Annotated in this window: 11 protein-coding genes; 3 read left to right on the top strand and 8 right to left on the bottom strand. The window is 46.5% G+C overall.

All coding sequences use genetic code 11. From position 1 onward, the window contains the following. Window positions 1–28: 28 nt before the first annotated feature. Entirely contained in the window at window positions 29–610 is a 582-nt protein-coding gene (locus tag OJ16_RS05120; protein ID WP_040988067.1) for a Maf family protein, read from the top strand. 100 nt (window positions 611–710) lie between these two features. Here the strand turns inward: OJ16_RS05120 and rluC are convergent, their stop codons facing one another. Further along, window positions 711–1,658, bottom strand: a complete 948-nt coding sequence (rluC, locus tag OJ16_RS05115) for a 23S rRNA pseudouridine(955/2504/2580) synthase RluC (RefSeq protein WP_040988065.1) — start codon at window positions 1,656–1,658, stop codon at window positions 711–713. A 555-nt stretch (window positions 1,659–2,213) separates the two neighbouring features. On the opposite strand from rluC, the gene rne reads away from it, so the two are divergent. Together rne and OJ16_RS05100 are read left to right on the top strand one after the other, a co-directional pair. Next, window positions 2,214–5,399 carry a ribonuclease E gene (rne, locus tag OJ16_RS05110; RefSeq protein WP_040988063.1) on the top strand — a complete coding sequence of 1,062 codons (3,186 nt, stop codon included), beginning with the start codon at window positions 2,214–2,216 and terminating at the stop codon, window positions 5,397–5,399. Between the two features lie 337 nt (window positions 5,400–5,736). Then, window positions 5,737–7,296, top strand: a complete 1,560-nt coding sequence (locus OJ16_RS05100) for a SulP family inorganic anion transporter (RefSeq protein ID WP_040988058.1) — start codon at window positions 5,737–5,739, stop codon at window positions 7,294–7,296. A 166-nt stretch (window positions 7,297–7,462) separates the two neighbouring features. Here the strand turns inward: OJ16_RS05100 and rnd are convergent, their stop codons facing one another. The 7 genes from rnd to OJ16_RS05065 form a co-directional block, all read right to left on the bottom strand. Beyond that, on the bottom strand, window positions 7,463–8,581 hold the full coding sequence (gene rnd, locus OJ16_RS05095) for a ribonuclease D (protein ID WP_040988056.1): 1,119 nt from the start codon (window positions 8,579–8,581) through the stop codon (window positions 7,463–7,465). A gap of 71 nt (window positions 8,582–8,652) precedes the next feature. Further along, window positions 8,653–10,371 carry a long-chain-fatty-acid--CoA ligase FadD gene (fadD, locus tag OJ16_RS05090; protein WP_040988055.1) on the bottom strand — a complete coding sequence of 573 codons (1,719 nt, stop codon included), beginning with the start codon at window positions 10,369–10,371 and terminating at the stop codon, window positions 8,653–8,655. A 129-nt stretch (window positions 10,372–10,500) separates the two neighbouring features. Beyond that, window positions 10,501–11,346 (bottom strand): alpha/beta fold hydrolase, encoded by an 846-nt coding sequence (locus OJ16_RS05085; protein ID WP_040988053.1) that lies wholly within the window; start codon window positions 11,344–11,346, stop codon window positions 10,501–10,503. Then, window positions 11,347–11,904: a Slp family lipoprotein gene (locus tag OJ16_RS05080; RefSeq protein ID WP_040988051.1), complete on the bottom strand. Its 558-nt coding sequence runs from the start codon at window positions 11,902–11,904 to the stop codon at window positions 11,347–11,349. It lies immediately after the preceding gene. A gap of 55 nt (window positions 11,905–11,959) precedes the next feature. Continuing rightward, entirely contained in the window at window positions 11,960–12,262 is a 303-nt protein-coding gene (locus tag OJ16_RS05075; RefSeq protein WP_040988049.1) for a hypothetical protein, read from the bottom strand. Between the two features lie 42 nt (window positions 12,263–12,304). After that, window positions 12,305–13,006, bottom strand: coding sequence for a tRNA (adenosine(37)-N6)-threonylcarbamoyltransferase complex dimerization subunit type 1 TsaB (gene tsaB / locus OJ16_RS05070; RefSeq protein ID WP_040988047.1), 702 nt, complete (start codon window positions 13,004–13,006; stop codon window positions 12,305–12,307). Next, the gene (locus tag OJ16_RS05065; protein ID WP_040988045.1) at window positions 13,007–14,947 is read right to left on the bottom strand and encodes an ATP-dependent DNA helicase; all 1,941 of its coding nucleotides are present in this window, start codon (window positions 14,945–14,947) and stop codon (window positions 13,007–13,009) included. Between the last annotated feature and the right edge of the window lie 218 nt (window positions 14,948–15,165).

Raw genomic sequence — 15,165 nt, 5'->3', positions numbered from 1 at the left:
TCAAAGCCTATTTTGATTGTAAATAAAAATGCCAAATTACCAACTAGTTTTAGCCTCTACTTCACCTTTCAGGCAACAACTGCTCAATAAACTAGCAATTCCATTTAAAACGGCCAACCCGCTTTTCGATGAAACCCCTCTCGACGGTGAGAGTCCAAGTGCATTAGTGCAACGCCTAGCACAAGGGAAAGCGGAGTCTTGTCAAACCGACTGCCCTTCTCTCATTATTGGCAGCGATCAAGTCTGCGTTATTGATGGAGAGATCATCGGGAAGCCGCATACTCGCGAAGGCGCAATCGAACAACTTCACCGCCAAAGCGGTCAGAGCATTACTTTCTACACCGGTTTAGCGCTGCATAACACCACGAGTGGTGAAACAAACGTAAAACTGGATACGTTTATTGTCCACTTTCGCAAATTGACATCGGCACAAATTGAACGTTATGTCGATAAAGAGCAACCTTTCAATTGTGCAGGCAGCTTTAAAAGCGAAGGTCTTGGTATTGCGCTCTTCGACCGTTTAGAAGGTAAAGATCCTAACACCTTGGTCGGCCTACCATTAATTGACTTGGTCGACCTTTTACAAGCACAAGGCTTTAATGTGCTTTAAACATAGAAGCATATATAAAACAACGGCAAAGGGTTTGCTGACGCATCCTTTGCCGCTGCTCATTAATCATCACAATCGTCGTCAAATGACGACAATGCAATTAAACCAACTTTCTCAAACCAGCCAATACTTTTTCAAGCTTTTGGTCCAGTGGAGCATTGATTTCCATCCATTCGTCATTCGATGGATGTTGGAACTTAATATTAGCCGCGTGTAAGAACAGACGGTCTAGACCTACTTTTGCTGTGTAGGCATCAAAACGACGATCACCATAACGATCATCCCACCCAATCGGATGGCCTGCATACTGCACGTGAACACGAATCTGGTGAGTACGTCCAGTAATAGGGCTCGCTTGAATCAAGGTCGCGTTAGGGAATTTTTCTAACACTTTAAAGCGCGTTTCTGACGGTTTACCGTTCGGGTTCACACGTACTATGCTGTTGACTTCGTTTTTAAGCAGTGGTGCATTCACAACCTTACAGCTTGCTTTCCACTCACCCATCACCAACGCAAAGTAATATTTCTGAACCGTTTTTTCACGGAACTGGGCTTGTAAATGACGCAACGCTGAACGCTTCTTCGCCACTAACAAAATACCGGATGTATCGCGATCGATGCGATGCACAAGTTCTAAAAATCGAGCTTGTGGGCGCAAAGCGCGTAACGCTTCAATCGCACCAAATTTTAAACCGCTACCGCCATGAACCGCAGTACCCGACGGCTTATTCAAAATCAGCATATGTTCATCTTCATAGATGATCATATCTTCTAATTCAGCCACTTTGTTAAGCTTCGTACTTGGTGCCACTTCCGGCGTTTTCTCTTCAACCGTTACCGGTGGAATTCGCACCACGTCCCCAGCTTGTAATTTGTATTCCGCTTTTACGCGTTTTTTGTTAACTCGGACTTCCCCTTTACGCACGATACGATAAACCATGCTTTTCGGGATGCTTTTTAATTGATTGCGCAGAAAGTTATCAATGCGCTGGCCTGCCATATCTTGATCGATATCGACAAACTGGACTTGGGTTCTAATTTCGCTCATGTTTCTATTCTATCACTCAAATCAGACCAAATTCACATTTTCTTCATTCCAGACTATAGATGAAGCAATTTTGAATCGATTGCGTGTAAATTTAGGGCGGCTCATCGGTTAGATGACTGTTAACGAAATAAAAAACATGTTTCAACACGATATTATCAAACATAAACACTGATTATTGGTTGTTTTACAATAAAGCCGATTGCCGTGTTTACTGGGTACTGCTATAGTTCTGTCCTTGCAAAGAGCGATTTGATTTATATTTATACAAGTCAAATCATTTAACGCAAAAAATGAGTAGATTGCTAACGAATAGGAAACGCAGCACACGGCGTAAGACCTTTCCAACGTTGGCTTCTTGTTGCTCTACTCATCTCCTTTCATGTTGAGTATATTCCGCCGAAATCGCGGCTCACAAGTTAACTGCATGTGAGAACTGGAGTGCCCCAGAGCATCCCTCCAGCCGGGAGGCTGCACTGAATAAACCATGGGATCTGGCACCGTGAGAGAGAGAGCAAAGCAACAAGCACAATAAAAAAATGACAACGAGATTTTTAAATGAAAAGAATGCTAATCAACGCAACTCAAAAAGAAGAGTTGCGTGTTGCTTTAGTGGACGGTCAGCGCTTATTCGATCTTGATATCGAGAGCCCAGGTCACGAATCTAAAAAAGCAAACATCTACAAAGGACGTATCACTCGCATCGAACCAAGCCTTGAAGCGGCTTTTGTTGACTATGGTGCAGAAAGACACGGTTTCCTCCCTCTTAAAGAAATTGCTCGCGAATACTTCCCTCAAGGTTATACCTACCAAGGCCGTCCAAGCATTAAAGAAGTGCTAACGGAAGGACAAGAAGTAATCGTACAAGTTGAGAAAGAAGAGCGCGGCAACAAAGGTGCAGCGTTAACCACTTTTATCTCTCTTGCGGGTAGTTACTTAGTTCTTATGCCTAACAACCCTCGTGCCGGTGGTATTTCTCGCCGTATCGAAGGTGACGAGCGCACTCAACTTAAAGCAGCACTAAGCACATTGGAACTACCGCAAGGTATGGGCCTAATCGTGCGTACCGCTGGTGTAGGTAAAAGTGCAGAAGAGCTTGAGTGGGACCTAAACGTTCTTCTTAATCATTGGAGCGCAATCAAACAAGCGTCTGATAGCAACGCAGCACCATTCCTAATTCACCAAGAAAGTAACGTTATCGTTCGCGCGATTCGTGACTACTTGCGTCGCGATATTGGCGAAATCTTAATCGACAGCAACACTATGTACGATCGCGCTCTTGAGCACATTCGTCTAGTACGCCCTGATTTCGTTAACCGTGTGAAGAAATACGATGGTGAAGTGCCGCTATTTAGCCACTACCAAATCGAAAGCCAAATTGAATCCGCGTTCCAACGCGAAGTTCGTTTGCCTTCTGGCGGCTCGATCGTTATCGACCCAACAGAAGCCCTCACCTCTATCGATATCAACTCAGCTCGCGCAACAAAAGGCGGCGATATCGAAGAAACGGCTCTAAACACTAACTTAGAAGCAGCGGACGAAATTGCTCGTCAGCTACGTCTGCGCGACCTTGGCGGTCTAGTGGTCATCGATTTCATCGATATGACCCCTGTTCGTCACCAGCGTGAAGTTGAAAACCGTCTACGTGACGCGGTTCGTATGGATCGTGCTCGTGTTCAGATTGGTCGTATTTCTCGCTTTGGTCTACTTGAGATGTCTCGTCAACGCTTGAGCCCGTCTCTTGCTGAAGCAAGCCACCACATTTGTCCTCGTTGTACCGGTACCGGTGTGATTCGTGATAACGAATCTCTAGCACTTTCTGTACTGCGTTTGATCGAAGAAGAAGCATTAAAAGACAACACAGCACAAGTTCTTGCTGTTGTGCCTGTGCCAATCGCTTCTTACCTATTGAACGAAAAACGTCGCTCAGTAAACCATATCGAGAAAAACCAAGACGTTAAAATCTTAGTTGTGCCTAACTCAGACATGGAAACCCCTCACTTTGAAGTGGTTCGTGTTCGTGAAGGCGAAGAGTTTGACCTACTTTCTTATCTACTGCCTAAAAAGCTAGATGCTCTGAAAGAAGCGGAAGGAAAAGATATTCCTGACACTGACATCAAACCTAAGAAGATTGAAGAACCTGCTCTACGCGGTTTTGCAGCGCCGGCACAATCAGCGCCAGCTCCTGCTCCAGCGCCAACCGCTGCACCAGTAAAACCAGCAGCACCAGCGAAAAAAGTAGAAGCAAGCGACGCTCAACCAGGCCTAATCAGCCGATTCATTAAAGCACTAGGCGACTTCATTTTTGGCTCAGCTAAAGATGAAGAGAAAAAAGAAGAGCCGAAAGCAAACGAGCGTCCAAATCGTAACAATCGCAATCGTCGCAATAATCGTAACGACCGTAATGATCGCAACAATAATCGTAACGAGCGCAACGACCGTAATGATCGTAACAACAACCGTAACGATCGCAACGAACGTGATGACCGTAATGGCAATGACCGCAATGACCGTAATCGTCGCAACCGCGATGATAAACGTGATAACAAGCGTAACAAGCCAAATCGCGATGACAGCAACAACGAGCAACAAGCGCTATCAACTGAACCTAAACAGCAAAATCGCAAGCCTAAACAAGAGCGCCGTAACAAGCGTGAAGATGTTAAGCCAAGCAAAGTTGCTGAAGAAGGTCTAAAACTGGCTGCTGAAGCTCAAGTTGAGCCAGTTGTCGATGTTCGTGCTGAAGAAAAAACAGCAAAAATCAAAGAACGTCGTCAACGTCGTAAGCTAACGAAGCAAATTCGCGTTAAAGATCAACGTGCAAATGCAGAAGAAGCTATCGCTGAACCGGTTGTAGTACCAGTGGCCGTTGAAGCACCTGTAGCCGTTGAGCCAGCGGTTGAAACGATCAAAGCGGATAACAACGAAAACGATGCTGATAATGGCAAGCAACGTCGTAACCGTCGTTCACCTCGTCACTTACGTGCGAGCGGACAACGTCGTCGTCGTGGTCGCGATCGTCGCCCTAACCCATTCCGCCTACGCAAAGGTGGTGTCGCCTCTCCTGAGATGGCAATGGGTAAAGTGATGCCTCGTTACGACCTAGCTAAACCAGCGCAACGCCCTCAACCTGTTCAACCACAGATCGTTGAAGAAGAAGTGACCATCGCTTCGACAGAAACACTAGGTGGATTCGCTTGCCCTGAAACAGCAATGGGTAAAGTGATTATTCAGCATGAAGAGTACGTTGCACCGCAAGCTGCAATCAATGAAACTGTTGCTGAAGCGGCGGTTGCAGAAGTTGAAGTTGTGACTGAAGCGATTGTTGAAGCACCTGTTACTGCGGTTGAAGTTGCTGATGTCATCATCGTTAACGAACCTGTTGTAGAAGAGACTGTGATTGTTGAGGCTCCGGCTGAAACCGTTATCGTTGAAGCACCAACTGAAGCTCCAGTCGTGATTGTTGAAGAGACAGTCGCGGTTGAAACTGCACCAGAAGTGGTCGTTGAAGCCGTTGTTGACGTAATGACTGAAACGGTAAAAGCACCTTCAGCAGATAAAGTTGCGAACTTGAAAGCACATGCTTGCTCTCCAATGGCGAAAGCCCCTGGCCCGCAAGAACTGCGTGAAATTTCTGTAACGGCAGCACCTTTCCGTACTGAGCGATACCAAGCCATCGGCGCGGGTAGCCAGTCAGCGAAGACCCAAGCTGGGGCTGGAATGACGAAGCCTCAAAGCTTCTAAGCGATAAGGCTTCTTAAGTTGCACGATTTCTAAGCAACGATAGAACCAATCAAGGCTGCTAGTAATAGCAGCCTTTTTTTATTTATGCTGATTCGCCCAAGCACATATGTGCACAATTGCGCAAACAACAAGTGGGCCTTTAGATGCCGTGTTATTTCGTACAAATGGCGGTTAAAAACTGCTTCATTCTTGAACTTAATCACAGTTTTCTGTAGCATGCCTCGCGCGATCTGAATTTTATCTTTTGTTACTCTGCTCTTTTACATCACCGTTTGCTTTAGTAACGCATAGAGTACAATTTAGAATAATTTTAAACACTTAGCCAAACTGAGCAAATATGTTTGAATTCCCTCAATTTTCAAAACACTCCGTAAAAAACGATGTGTTATCTGGTTTAACGGTTTCACTTGCCCTTGTACCTGAAGCCGTTGCCTTTGCCTTCGTCGCTGGCGTGGACCCTATGGTTGGTCTTTACGCAGCCTTTATCGTTGGCCTGATTACTTCTATTTTTGGTGGCCGTCCTGGTATGATTTCTGGTGCGACGGGCGCCATGGCCGTTGTGATGGTCGCTCTGGTTTCATCACACGGTGTTCAATACCTATTCGCTGCGATCATGCTCGCTGGCCTACTGCAAATTACCGCTGGCTTATTCAAGCTGGGTAAATTTATCCGCATGGTGCCACACCCAGTAATGATTGGCTTCGTTAACGGTCTTGCTATCGTTATCTTCCTTGCACAGCTAGGCCAATTCAAAGCGCCTGATATGAGCGGCGCGCTAACATGGTTACCAACCGACCAAATGGCATTAATGCTAGGCTTGGTTGCGTTGACGATGGCGATTATTCACTTTCTGCCAAAGTTCACTACCGCTGTTCCATCGTCTCTCGTCGCAATCGTAACGGTGACGGCTTTAGTGGTTGGATTGGACTTAGACACACGCACCGTCGTCGATTTCTTGCGTACAATGTCTGGTGATGAAGCCGCAACGCTGGCAGGCTCACTGCCTACCTTCTCTATTCCGACCGTGCCATTTACCCTTGAAACTCTGCAAGTGATCCTCCCTTACGCGATCATCCTGGCAGCGATCGGGTTGATTGAATCACTACTAACACTGACGGTACTTGATGAGATGACCAATACACGCGGTCAATCTAACCGTGAGTGTATGGGCCAAGGCCTGGCTAACGTGACATGTTCTGTTTTTGGTGCGATGGGTGGCTGTGCCATGATCGGTCAATCAATGATCAACGTGAACTCAGGTGGCCGTGGTCGTCTTTCGGGTATTGTTGCTGCGGTTGCATTGCTGTGCTTTATTTTGTTTGCGTCAGCACTGATTGAGATGATCCCACTTGCGGCGCTTGTTGGCGTGATGTTTATGGTGGTTATCGGTACGTTTGAATGGGCAACCTTCAAACTGGCTCGTCGTGTACCTAAACAAGACTTCTTTGTTATCGTATTGGTTACCGTCGTCACTGTTCTGACTGACCTTGCGGTTGCCGTTGCTGTGGGGGTTGTCGCTTCAGCATTGATGTTTGCATGGGAACACGCTAAACACATTTACGCATCAAGTAAAACCAATGAAGATGGTGTGAAGGTTTACCATATTCACGGCCCAATCTTCTTTGGCAGCGCAGCAAACTTCTTGGAGCTATTTAGCCCGAAAAGCGACCCTGATGACGTTATCGTCGACTTTGCTCATTCACGAGTGACCGACCACTCAGCGATTGAAGCGATTGAAACACTGGCAGAACGCTATGTGGCAGCAGGCAAAACACTGCATCTTCGTCATTTAAGCCAAGATTGTCGTGCATTACTGCATAAAGCAGGCAGCCTCGTTGAAATCAACGTGAAAGAAGATCCAAGCTACAAAGTCGCGACAGACGTGTTGGCAGGTTAACCCTCATACGTCTACTCGTTAAAAAAAGAAAGGCTAGGTATTTAAATACCTAGCCTTTCTTTTTACTCAAGCGTTGGTTCCAATCTTGATAGTGCACAACCTCAAAAGTGTACAACCCCAATCAATCCAAGTTATACACGGGTGATCAAGAAAGGAAACACGCCTGCTATTTGATCAATTTATCCAGTTTGTTGCCTAGCAACTCTAAGCGCCAGCCTTGCATCAAATCAGGACGTTTATTTTCGTCACGATTACGACGCCACACCCACGTTAGTAAACTGTTCAATTGCTTTTTAGACGCTAAAAACTCACTCGCCAAACCGCTGCTGTCCGATGCTTTCTTCACTTCATCTTTTAGTACTTTAAACAACTGCTTGTAGCCTGGCATATCCATTAAGCGCTCAATCGACTCTGGGAACTGATCGGCCGGTGTCTCTTTCGCGGCTTTAACCAATGAGATGATACGTGCGCTGTGGCGCTGAGCCGAACGAGGGTCAACCCCTTCCTGTTCCATTTGATTGCGATTCTGGATACCCAATCGCGCAACCGTCAGCAAATCATTTTCTTTGAAAACGAAATTCAAAGCCAAGTCACGGCGAATCGCTTCTTTATAACGCCAAGTCGCCAATGGTTTTAAGATCGCTAACTCACGCGGTCTTAATTGCCATGCGCCTTTAATATCAAGATAGACTTTGTCAGCATCGACTTTTTTGATGCGCTTAGAAGCAATCAAAGCACATTCTTGTTTAGCGGCTGGCCACCAGCCTGTCGGCTCAAGCTCACTAAGCAACTTTTCGTAAAGCGGCTTAAGGTAGTGCACGTCAGCGGCGGCATAATCAAGCTGCTTTTGTGTTAATGGGCGCGCCATCCAATCGGTACGAGATTCACTTTTATCCAGCTCGACACCCAAGTTGTCTTTTACAAGCGCCGCAAAGCCTGTTGAAAGGCCATTACCTAAGAACGCGGCCATGATTTGTGTATCAACCATTGGCTGTGGTAGGCAACCAAAGCTGTTATTAAACACTTCCAGATCTTCACCACAGGCATGTAAAACCTTCATTACCGAAGTATCTTGCAGCAAATCCACAAAGGCACTCATGTCGTCAATCGCCAGAGGGTCGATCAATGATAAGGTTTGGCCATCAAATAGCTGAATTAAGCCTAACTGAGGATAAAAGGTTCGGGTACGGACAAACTCAGTGTCTAGCATGACGGTTTCTACCGTGCGGGCTTGCTTACAGACAACGTCTAATTCAGTACTCTGGGTAATAATCTGATAGTTCACTTAATTCTCGCATAAAAAATGCCGGCTACATGAGCCGGCATTCTATCACTAATTATTCAATGGTGCTTGGCTTACTCAGCCTTTGCGTCCGCGGCTTTTTCTTGTGCCGCTTTTGCAAGATTCGCATCATTTTCTTCGCGCAACACGCGACGTAAAATCTTGCCTACATTGGTTTTTGGCAGTTCATCTTTAAACTCAACCAATTTAGGAATTTTGTAGCCAGTCATATGTTGACGGCAGTGAGCAATCACTTCTTCCTTGGTTAAGCTTGGGTCTCGTTTCACGACATAAAGCTTCACAACCTCACCTGACACTTCATGTGGCTGGCCGATTGCAGCAACTTCCAACACTTTGCCATGCAGTGACACGACATCTTCAAGTTCATTCGGGTAAACGTTGAAGCCTGAAACCAAAATCATGTCTTTTTTACGGTCAACGATGTACAGCAAGCCTTCGTCATCGAACTTAACGATATCACCCGTCGATAGCCAACCATCTTCCGTTAATACTTCTTTGGTTGCTTCAGGACGTTGCCAGTAACCTTGCATGACCTGTGGGCCACGAACTTGCAGCTCACCCACTTCCGTATTCGGCAGCGGTTGCCCTTCTTCATCGACAATGCGCACTTCCGTCGACGGTACAGGTAGGCCAATGGCACCGGTGTAATCCGTCAGATCGTACGGGTTACCCGTCACCAATGGTGCACATTCTGTCAGGCCATAACCTTCTAAAAGGTGCACACCGGTAATTTTCTTCCACTTATCCGCTACGCCGCGTTGAACTGCCATACCACCACCAACAGATAACTTCATATTTTTGAAGTTAAGCTCGTGGAAATCTTCGTTGTTCACCAAAGCATTAAACAATGTGTTCACACCGGTGATCGCCGTAAACGCGTATTTTTGCAGTTCTTTGATAAAGCCCGGAATATCACGTGGGTTGGTGATCAGTAGGTTATTACCCCCAATTTCAACAAACAGAAGGCAGTTTACGGTTAACGCAAACACATGATAAAGCGGCAGAGCAGTGACCACTAGCTCACGACCTTCTGACAGTACAGGGCCATAGGCGCCTTTGGCTTGCAGAACGTTTGAGACCATATTGCGATGCGTTAAAATTGCGCCTTTTGCCACGCCAGTCGTACCACCCGTGTATTGCAGAAACGCGATATCATCGCCAGACATGAACGGTTTCACGTACTGCAGGCGGCGGCCTTTGTGCAATGCTTTACGCATTGAAATCGCACCCGGCAGATCGTATTTAGGCACCATACCTTTAACGTACTTAACCACAAAATCAACCAGCGTACCTTTTGCACGTGGCAGCATTTGGCCAAGACTCGTTAGAATCACATGTTTAACCGGCGTGTTCTCAACCACTTGCTCAAGCGTATTGGCAAAGTTTGACACGATCACAATCGCTTTCGCGCCAGAATCATTCAACTGATGTTCGAGTTCACGTGGGGTGTACAGTGGATTGACGTTGACCGCAATCAGACCGGCACGCAACACACCAAATAATGCAACTGGGTATTGCAGTAAGTTTGGCATCATCAACGCAACACGATCGCCTTTTTTCAGCTTAAGATCATTTTGCAGGTAAGCGGCAAATGCGCGGCTACGCTCTTCCAATTTGCGGAAAGTCATCACAGAGCCCATATTCATGAACGCTGGCTGATCAGCATATTTTTGTACTGACTGCTCAAACATTTCAACCAGTGATGGGTACTGATCTGGGTTGATGTGCTCAGGCACTTCATTTGGATAACGAGACAACCAAGGTTTATCCACGATAACTACTCCTCGAAAAAATCAGGTGCGGTAATAAAATAGAAAACGAATAGCGTTTAGAGCACGCCATTTATAATCCCAATTACAGCACAGGCGAAGGGTTCGAGCACGAAACACTCAAACACTTGTTTAAATTATGTTAACTAAGCCAAAAATCCGCTCTGCGACGGCTTGTGGCTGCTGTAAATGGCAGTGATGGCCACCTTCAATGTAGACAACATGCTGAACACTGTCGTTATCTTGCCGAAGATGCTCAAAGCCACTTGTCCCCAAGATAATAAGCTGAGGACAGACGATCTGCTGACGAAACTGCGCGGCATGTTCATTCGCCATGCGATATAGCGAATCGCTTTGCAGTTTCACATCATGTCGCCAAGCCCACCCATTCTCGCGTTCAAACAAACCTCGGCAAACCACGGGTTTAATTTGTTCAACTCGCAACTGGTTGACTCGTGCACGCAACGCGACGGCGTCGTCTAAAGTGGGAAAAGTACGAAGGGGTTTGTTGCGAATACGCTGGCGACTTTTAATGCCTGCACGCAAACGCATCACGCTATTTTCCGGACTTTCTGCCAAGGGACCGTTCCCTTCAATCTGTACTAATCCTGCCACTTGTTCAGGAAAGGCGGCACTATAGCAACTTGCTAACAAAGCACCAAGGGAATGTCCAACTAACAGCAACTTGTTTGGCGATATATTCGCCAAAAGTTGATAAATATCGTCCAGATAGTCGAAAAACAGATAGAAGTTATCGGCAGATTTATGACTTGAGAAGCCATGCCCTGGTAAATCAATCGCACAAATATGGACGTTAGGTTCCAGCGTAATCAGCGCGTCTATTGTCGTTTGAAAGCTGGCTGCGTTATCTAACCAACCGTGCAAAAAGACAATCGAATACGGCGCAGTTTTAACATCACCGTATTCTAAAGCTGCAACCGAACCGAATGAGAGCTCAAAGTGTGTACTACGAAGCATTTATCTTACTTCTTGAATGACCCTGCCTTGGCGAGTACTTGAGTGGATATTTCGACAGTGAACGTCACGACATGGGTACATGTAACTGCCAACGTCATTTACGATCACTCGCTCTTCAATGCGCCATAAGTGATATTGAGAGGCATCCATGACCGGGAAGTCATAATCAAACTGACCGACTTGGCCCTTTTCGGAGCCATTCGCAGCCCCTAAGAACGTAACTAGACGGCCTTCACTTAGCGCCACTGGGTCGGCAAACCCTTTAATATAAGCCACAAAGCGACCATTGGGCTCTTGATTGATATCAGGCTTACCGGATGCATTAATCGGCAGGTTCACCACTTCAATACGCGTCTGCTGCGGAAAATTGGTCACCGCAGCGATAACGCCACCAAGACGGAGTGCATATTCAGCCTGAGGTGCAGACTGCCACACTTGATAATCGGTAACGAGGTTAGGATTGTCCGTTTTTAACGTGTCAGGCAAAGAAGAACACCCCAGCAGGATAAGGGAAGCACAACCAACAATAACGAATCGGAGTAAACGGGTCATATTCATAGTGCTCTCGCTCTTAGTCAGTTATCGATGAGTATTCAATACTAAACACTCAGGGTTAGATATAAATATCGACACCAAGCATTTGGATCAGTTCATCTCGCTTCGCCTGATTCATCACTCGCATGTACTCTTCAAGCGCTTTACAGCTGCGACCTTCAGGTAAATCGTATTGGATTTGCGCTTTATGAATATCCGACTCTTGGACATAACGAATAGTATGAGCAACCGCATTGGCCACTTTTGATGTCTGGTTAGCCGATTGCTGACTTTGCGATTTATTAATTTTGCTTTGTTTACTGGCCTTATTCGCTTTCTTTAGGCCAGGAATCGCCGCCGGTAATCCATGAATCGACACCATACTATTCGCCATTATCCTCGAATTAGAAACTCAAACGTGTGGCTATTCGCGCCCTGGTAGTTTTTTCCACGCAACATTGTCACGCAGATAAACTGGCGTTGAATCTTCCACAGCAACCGCTTCGCCATTTGCAAACGCAAACTGAGCAATATGCACGATATCTTGTGCATCTGGGTAAAGGACACCACCGTCAACACGAGTCAGTGGAAGTGTCTCCATTGCGTCTTGATACGCCGCCCAACCGGTACCCACCGTCGCCCATTCTGATTCATCCGCTTGGATTTGCTCGGCAAGCACACTCGGTGCGATAACACATTCTTGATCAATCGCGATCCATGAACCGTTCTCTTGGCGACGGTAACGACCCCAATAAACTTCGCTCATGCGTGCATCTATCGCACTGGCCACTTGTGTCGCGCCGTTTAAGCGGTACGCACCTTGTGCCATTGCTTCAAGTGTTGAGATAGCCAGCATTGGTAACTCAGCACCAAAAGCAAGACCTTGTGCAATGCCAATACCGATACGCACACCGGTAAAACTGCCAGGACCACGGCCAAATGCCAAGGCGTCAAGATCGGTAAGGCAAATACCCGCCTCTTTCAATACTTCATCCACCATCGGCAGAATCAGCTTGGTATGGTCACGAGGCGCAACTTCACTGCGGAAGTACACTTTGTCATTAATTAATAAGGCAACCGAACAGTTTTCCGTTGCAGTATCTAGGGCAAGAATTTTTGCGCTCATTCAATTCTCTAATCTTAAGTTATGTGTTTCTGAAATCTGTTGAAGGAAGTCTTCAATCGAACCCAAATCTCGCGTACGAGGAATCGGCGGTAAACTTCCGAGGAAAACGCCACCATAATCACGTGTCACCAATCGGTTATCACAAATGATCAGCGCTCCTTTGTCTTTTTTGTCACGTATTAAACGCCCAACCCCTTGCTTAAGGGTGATCACCGCATCGGGTAATTGTACCTGTGCGAAAGGATCGCCCCCTTTCAGTCGGCAATCTTCAATGCGCGCTTTTAACAATGGGTCATCAGGCGCAGTAAACGGTAATTTGTCGATAATAACACAGCTAAGGGTGTCACCTCTAACATCAATGCCTTCCCAAAATGCCCCCGTGGCCACCAGCAAGGCATTCCCTAGCTCCATAAACTCCGCTAAGGTTTTTTGTTTGCTGGTTTCTCCTTGCATCAACACTGGCACAGTGAGCACTTCTCGAAAGCGCTCGCCTAAATCACGCATCATGCTGTGTGAGGTACAAAGGAAGAAACAGCGACCTTGGTTTTGTTCGATCAAGGGCGCGAGCATCTTGACCAATTTTTCGGCCATACCTGGGCTATTCGGTTCAGGCAAATAGCGCGGCACACATAAGCGAGCCTGAGTTTGATAGTCAAACGGACTGGCCAAAGAAAACTGCGCTTGAGGCTGAATGCCGAGGCGTGAAGTAAAGTGCGAGAAGTCGCCATTCACCGCAAGAGTTGCGGAAGTGAAAATCCACGCCCCTTGCTTAAGCGCGATCTGTTCATTGAACTTATCCGCCACACTTAGCGGGGTAATATGCAGGCTAAAGTGACGCGGCGTGGTATCAAACCAATAGGAATAACCGGTAATAGAGACATCACAGACGCGGTCAATTCGCCCTTTAATCGTATGTGCGCGTTCAAACGCGGTATCGAGTAACTGACAACGGCCTAAGGCTAACTTCAGCACTTCAATCGTAAAGTCGATCGCATCACGCACACGTTCAATCTCTCTGGCAATCGAAGGGGATTTAATCGCCTCACGCCAGTTGCCTCTAAAACCAGGCTCACCCAACACAATGCGTAAATCCATGGCCGATTGGTTAAGTTTCTCCGCCACTTTCTGCAATTGACGCATGTCTCTGACTTCGGTGCGATAAGCAATCTCAATGTCTTTACTGAGTTCTTGTATCTGACGGCTAGAGATCGATTGACCAAAATATTGGCTGGCGATGTCCGGTAGTTGATGCGCTTCATCAAAAATAAAAACTTCAGCCTCAGGAATTAACTCGCCAAAGCCAGTTTCTTTGATCGCCAAATCGGCAAAGAATAAGTGATGGTTAACCACAACAATGTCGGCGTCCATCGCTTTCTTGCGCGCTTTTAAAACGAAGCAATCGGTGTAGCTTGGGCACTCTTTACCTAAGCAATTATCGTTGGTCGACGTGATGGTTGGAATCACTGGGCTGTCTTCTGCGATCTCATCGCAATCGCCCAGATCGCCAGTTTTGGTCGCCGAAGACCACGCTCTAACCTTAACCAATTGAGCTAATAGCGCTGGATCCGAATGGTTGCCATGGCTTTCAATCATTTGACGGCTGAGGCGATCTAAACACAAATAGTTCGCTCGCCCTTTAAGTAGCGCCACTTGCCCATAAAAACCCAATGCGCTGGTCATCAAGGGTAAATCACGGTGAAAGAGCTGCTCTTGAAGGTTTTTGGAACCCGTACTGATAATGGTTTTTTTGCCGCTCATTAAGGCTGGGACAAGATAGGCGAATGTCTTACCGGTACCCGTTCCTGCCTCGATCACCAATTGACCTTGTTCTTGAATCGATTTTAGCACTGACTCAGCCATATCGAGCTGCGCTTGGCGTGGCTGAAAACCGGGTATTGCTTTACCGAGTGCGCCATCTTGAGAAAAGGTTTTTGTGATCATGCAAGTGAGAGTCGTAGCAAAAAAATCAGTATACCCTAAACGTTGTAATGAAGGGGATAGCGATGATTAGAGCCGCGATTAAAAGTATAGATAAAGGGGATAAAACCTCGATAAACTCGATAACCCACCCTGTTTTAGATGGATTTCTTATTGAATTTGTGTCGATATTAGTTTAATTGTTACTCAATCATTAAGTGTTCGCTCACTCTTAGCACGCC

The organism is Vibrio renipiscarius, assembly GCF_000827885.1.
Taxonomy (GTDB): domain Bacteria; phylum Pseudomonadota; class Gammaproteobacteria; order Enterobacterales; family Vibrionaceae; genus Vibrio; species Vibrio renipiscarius.
The sequence above is the reverse complement of the archived record's forward strand: the minus strand, read 5'-3'. Positions and strand labels throughout refer to the sequence as shown.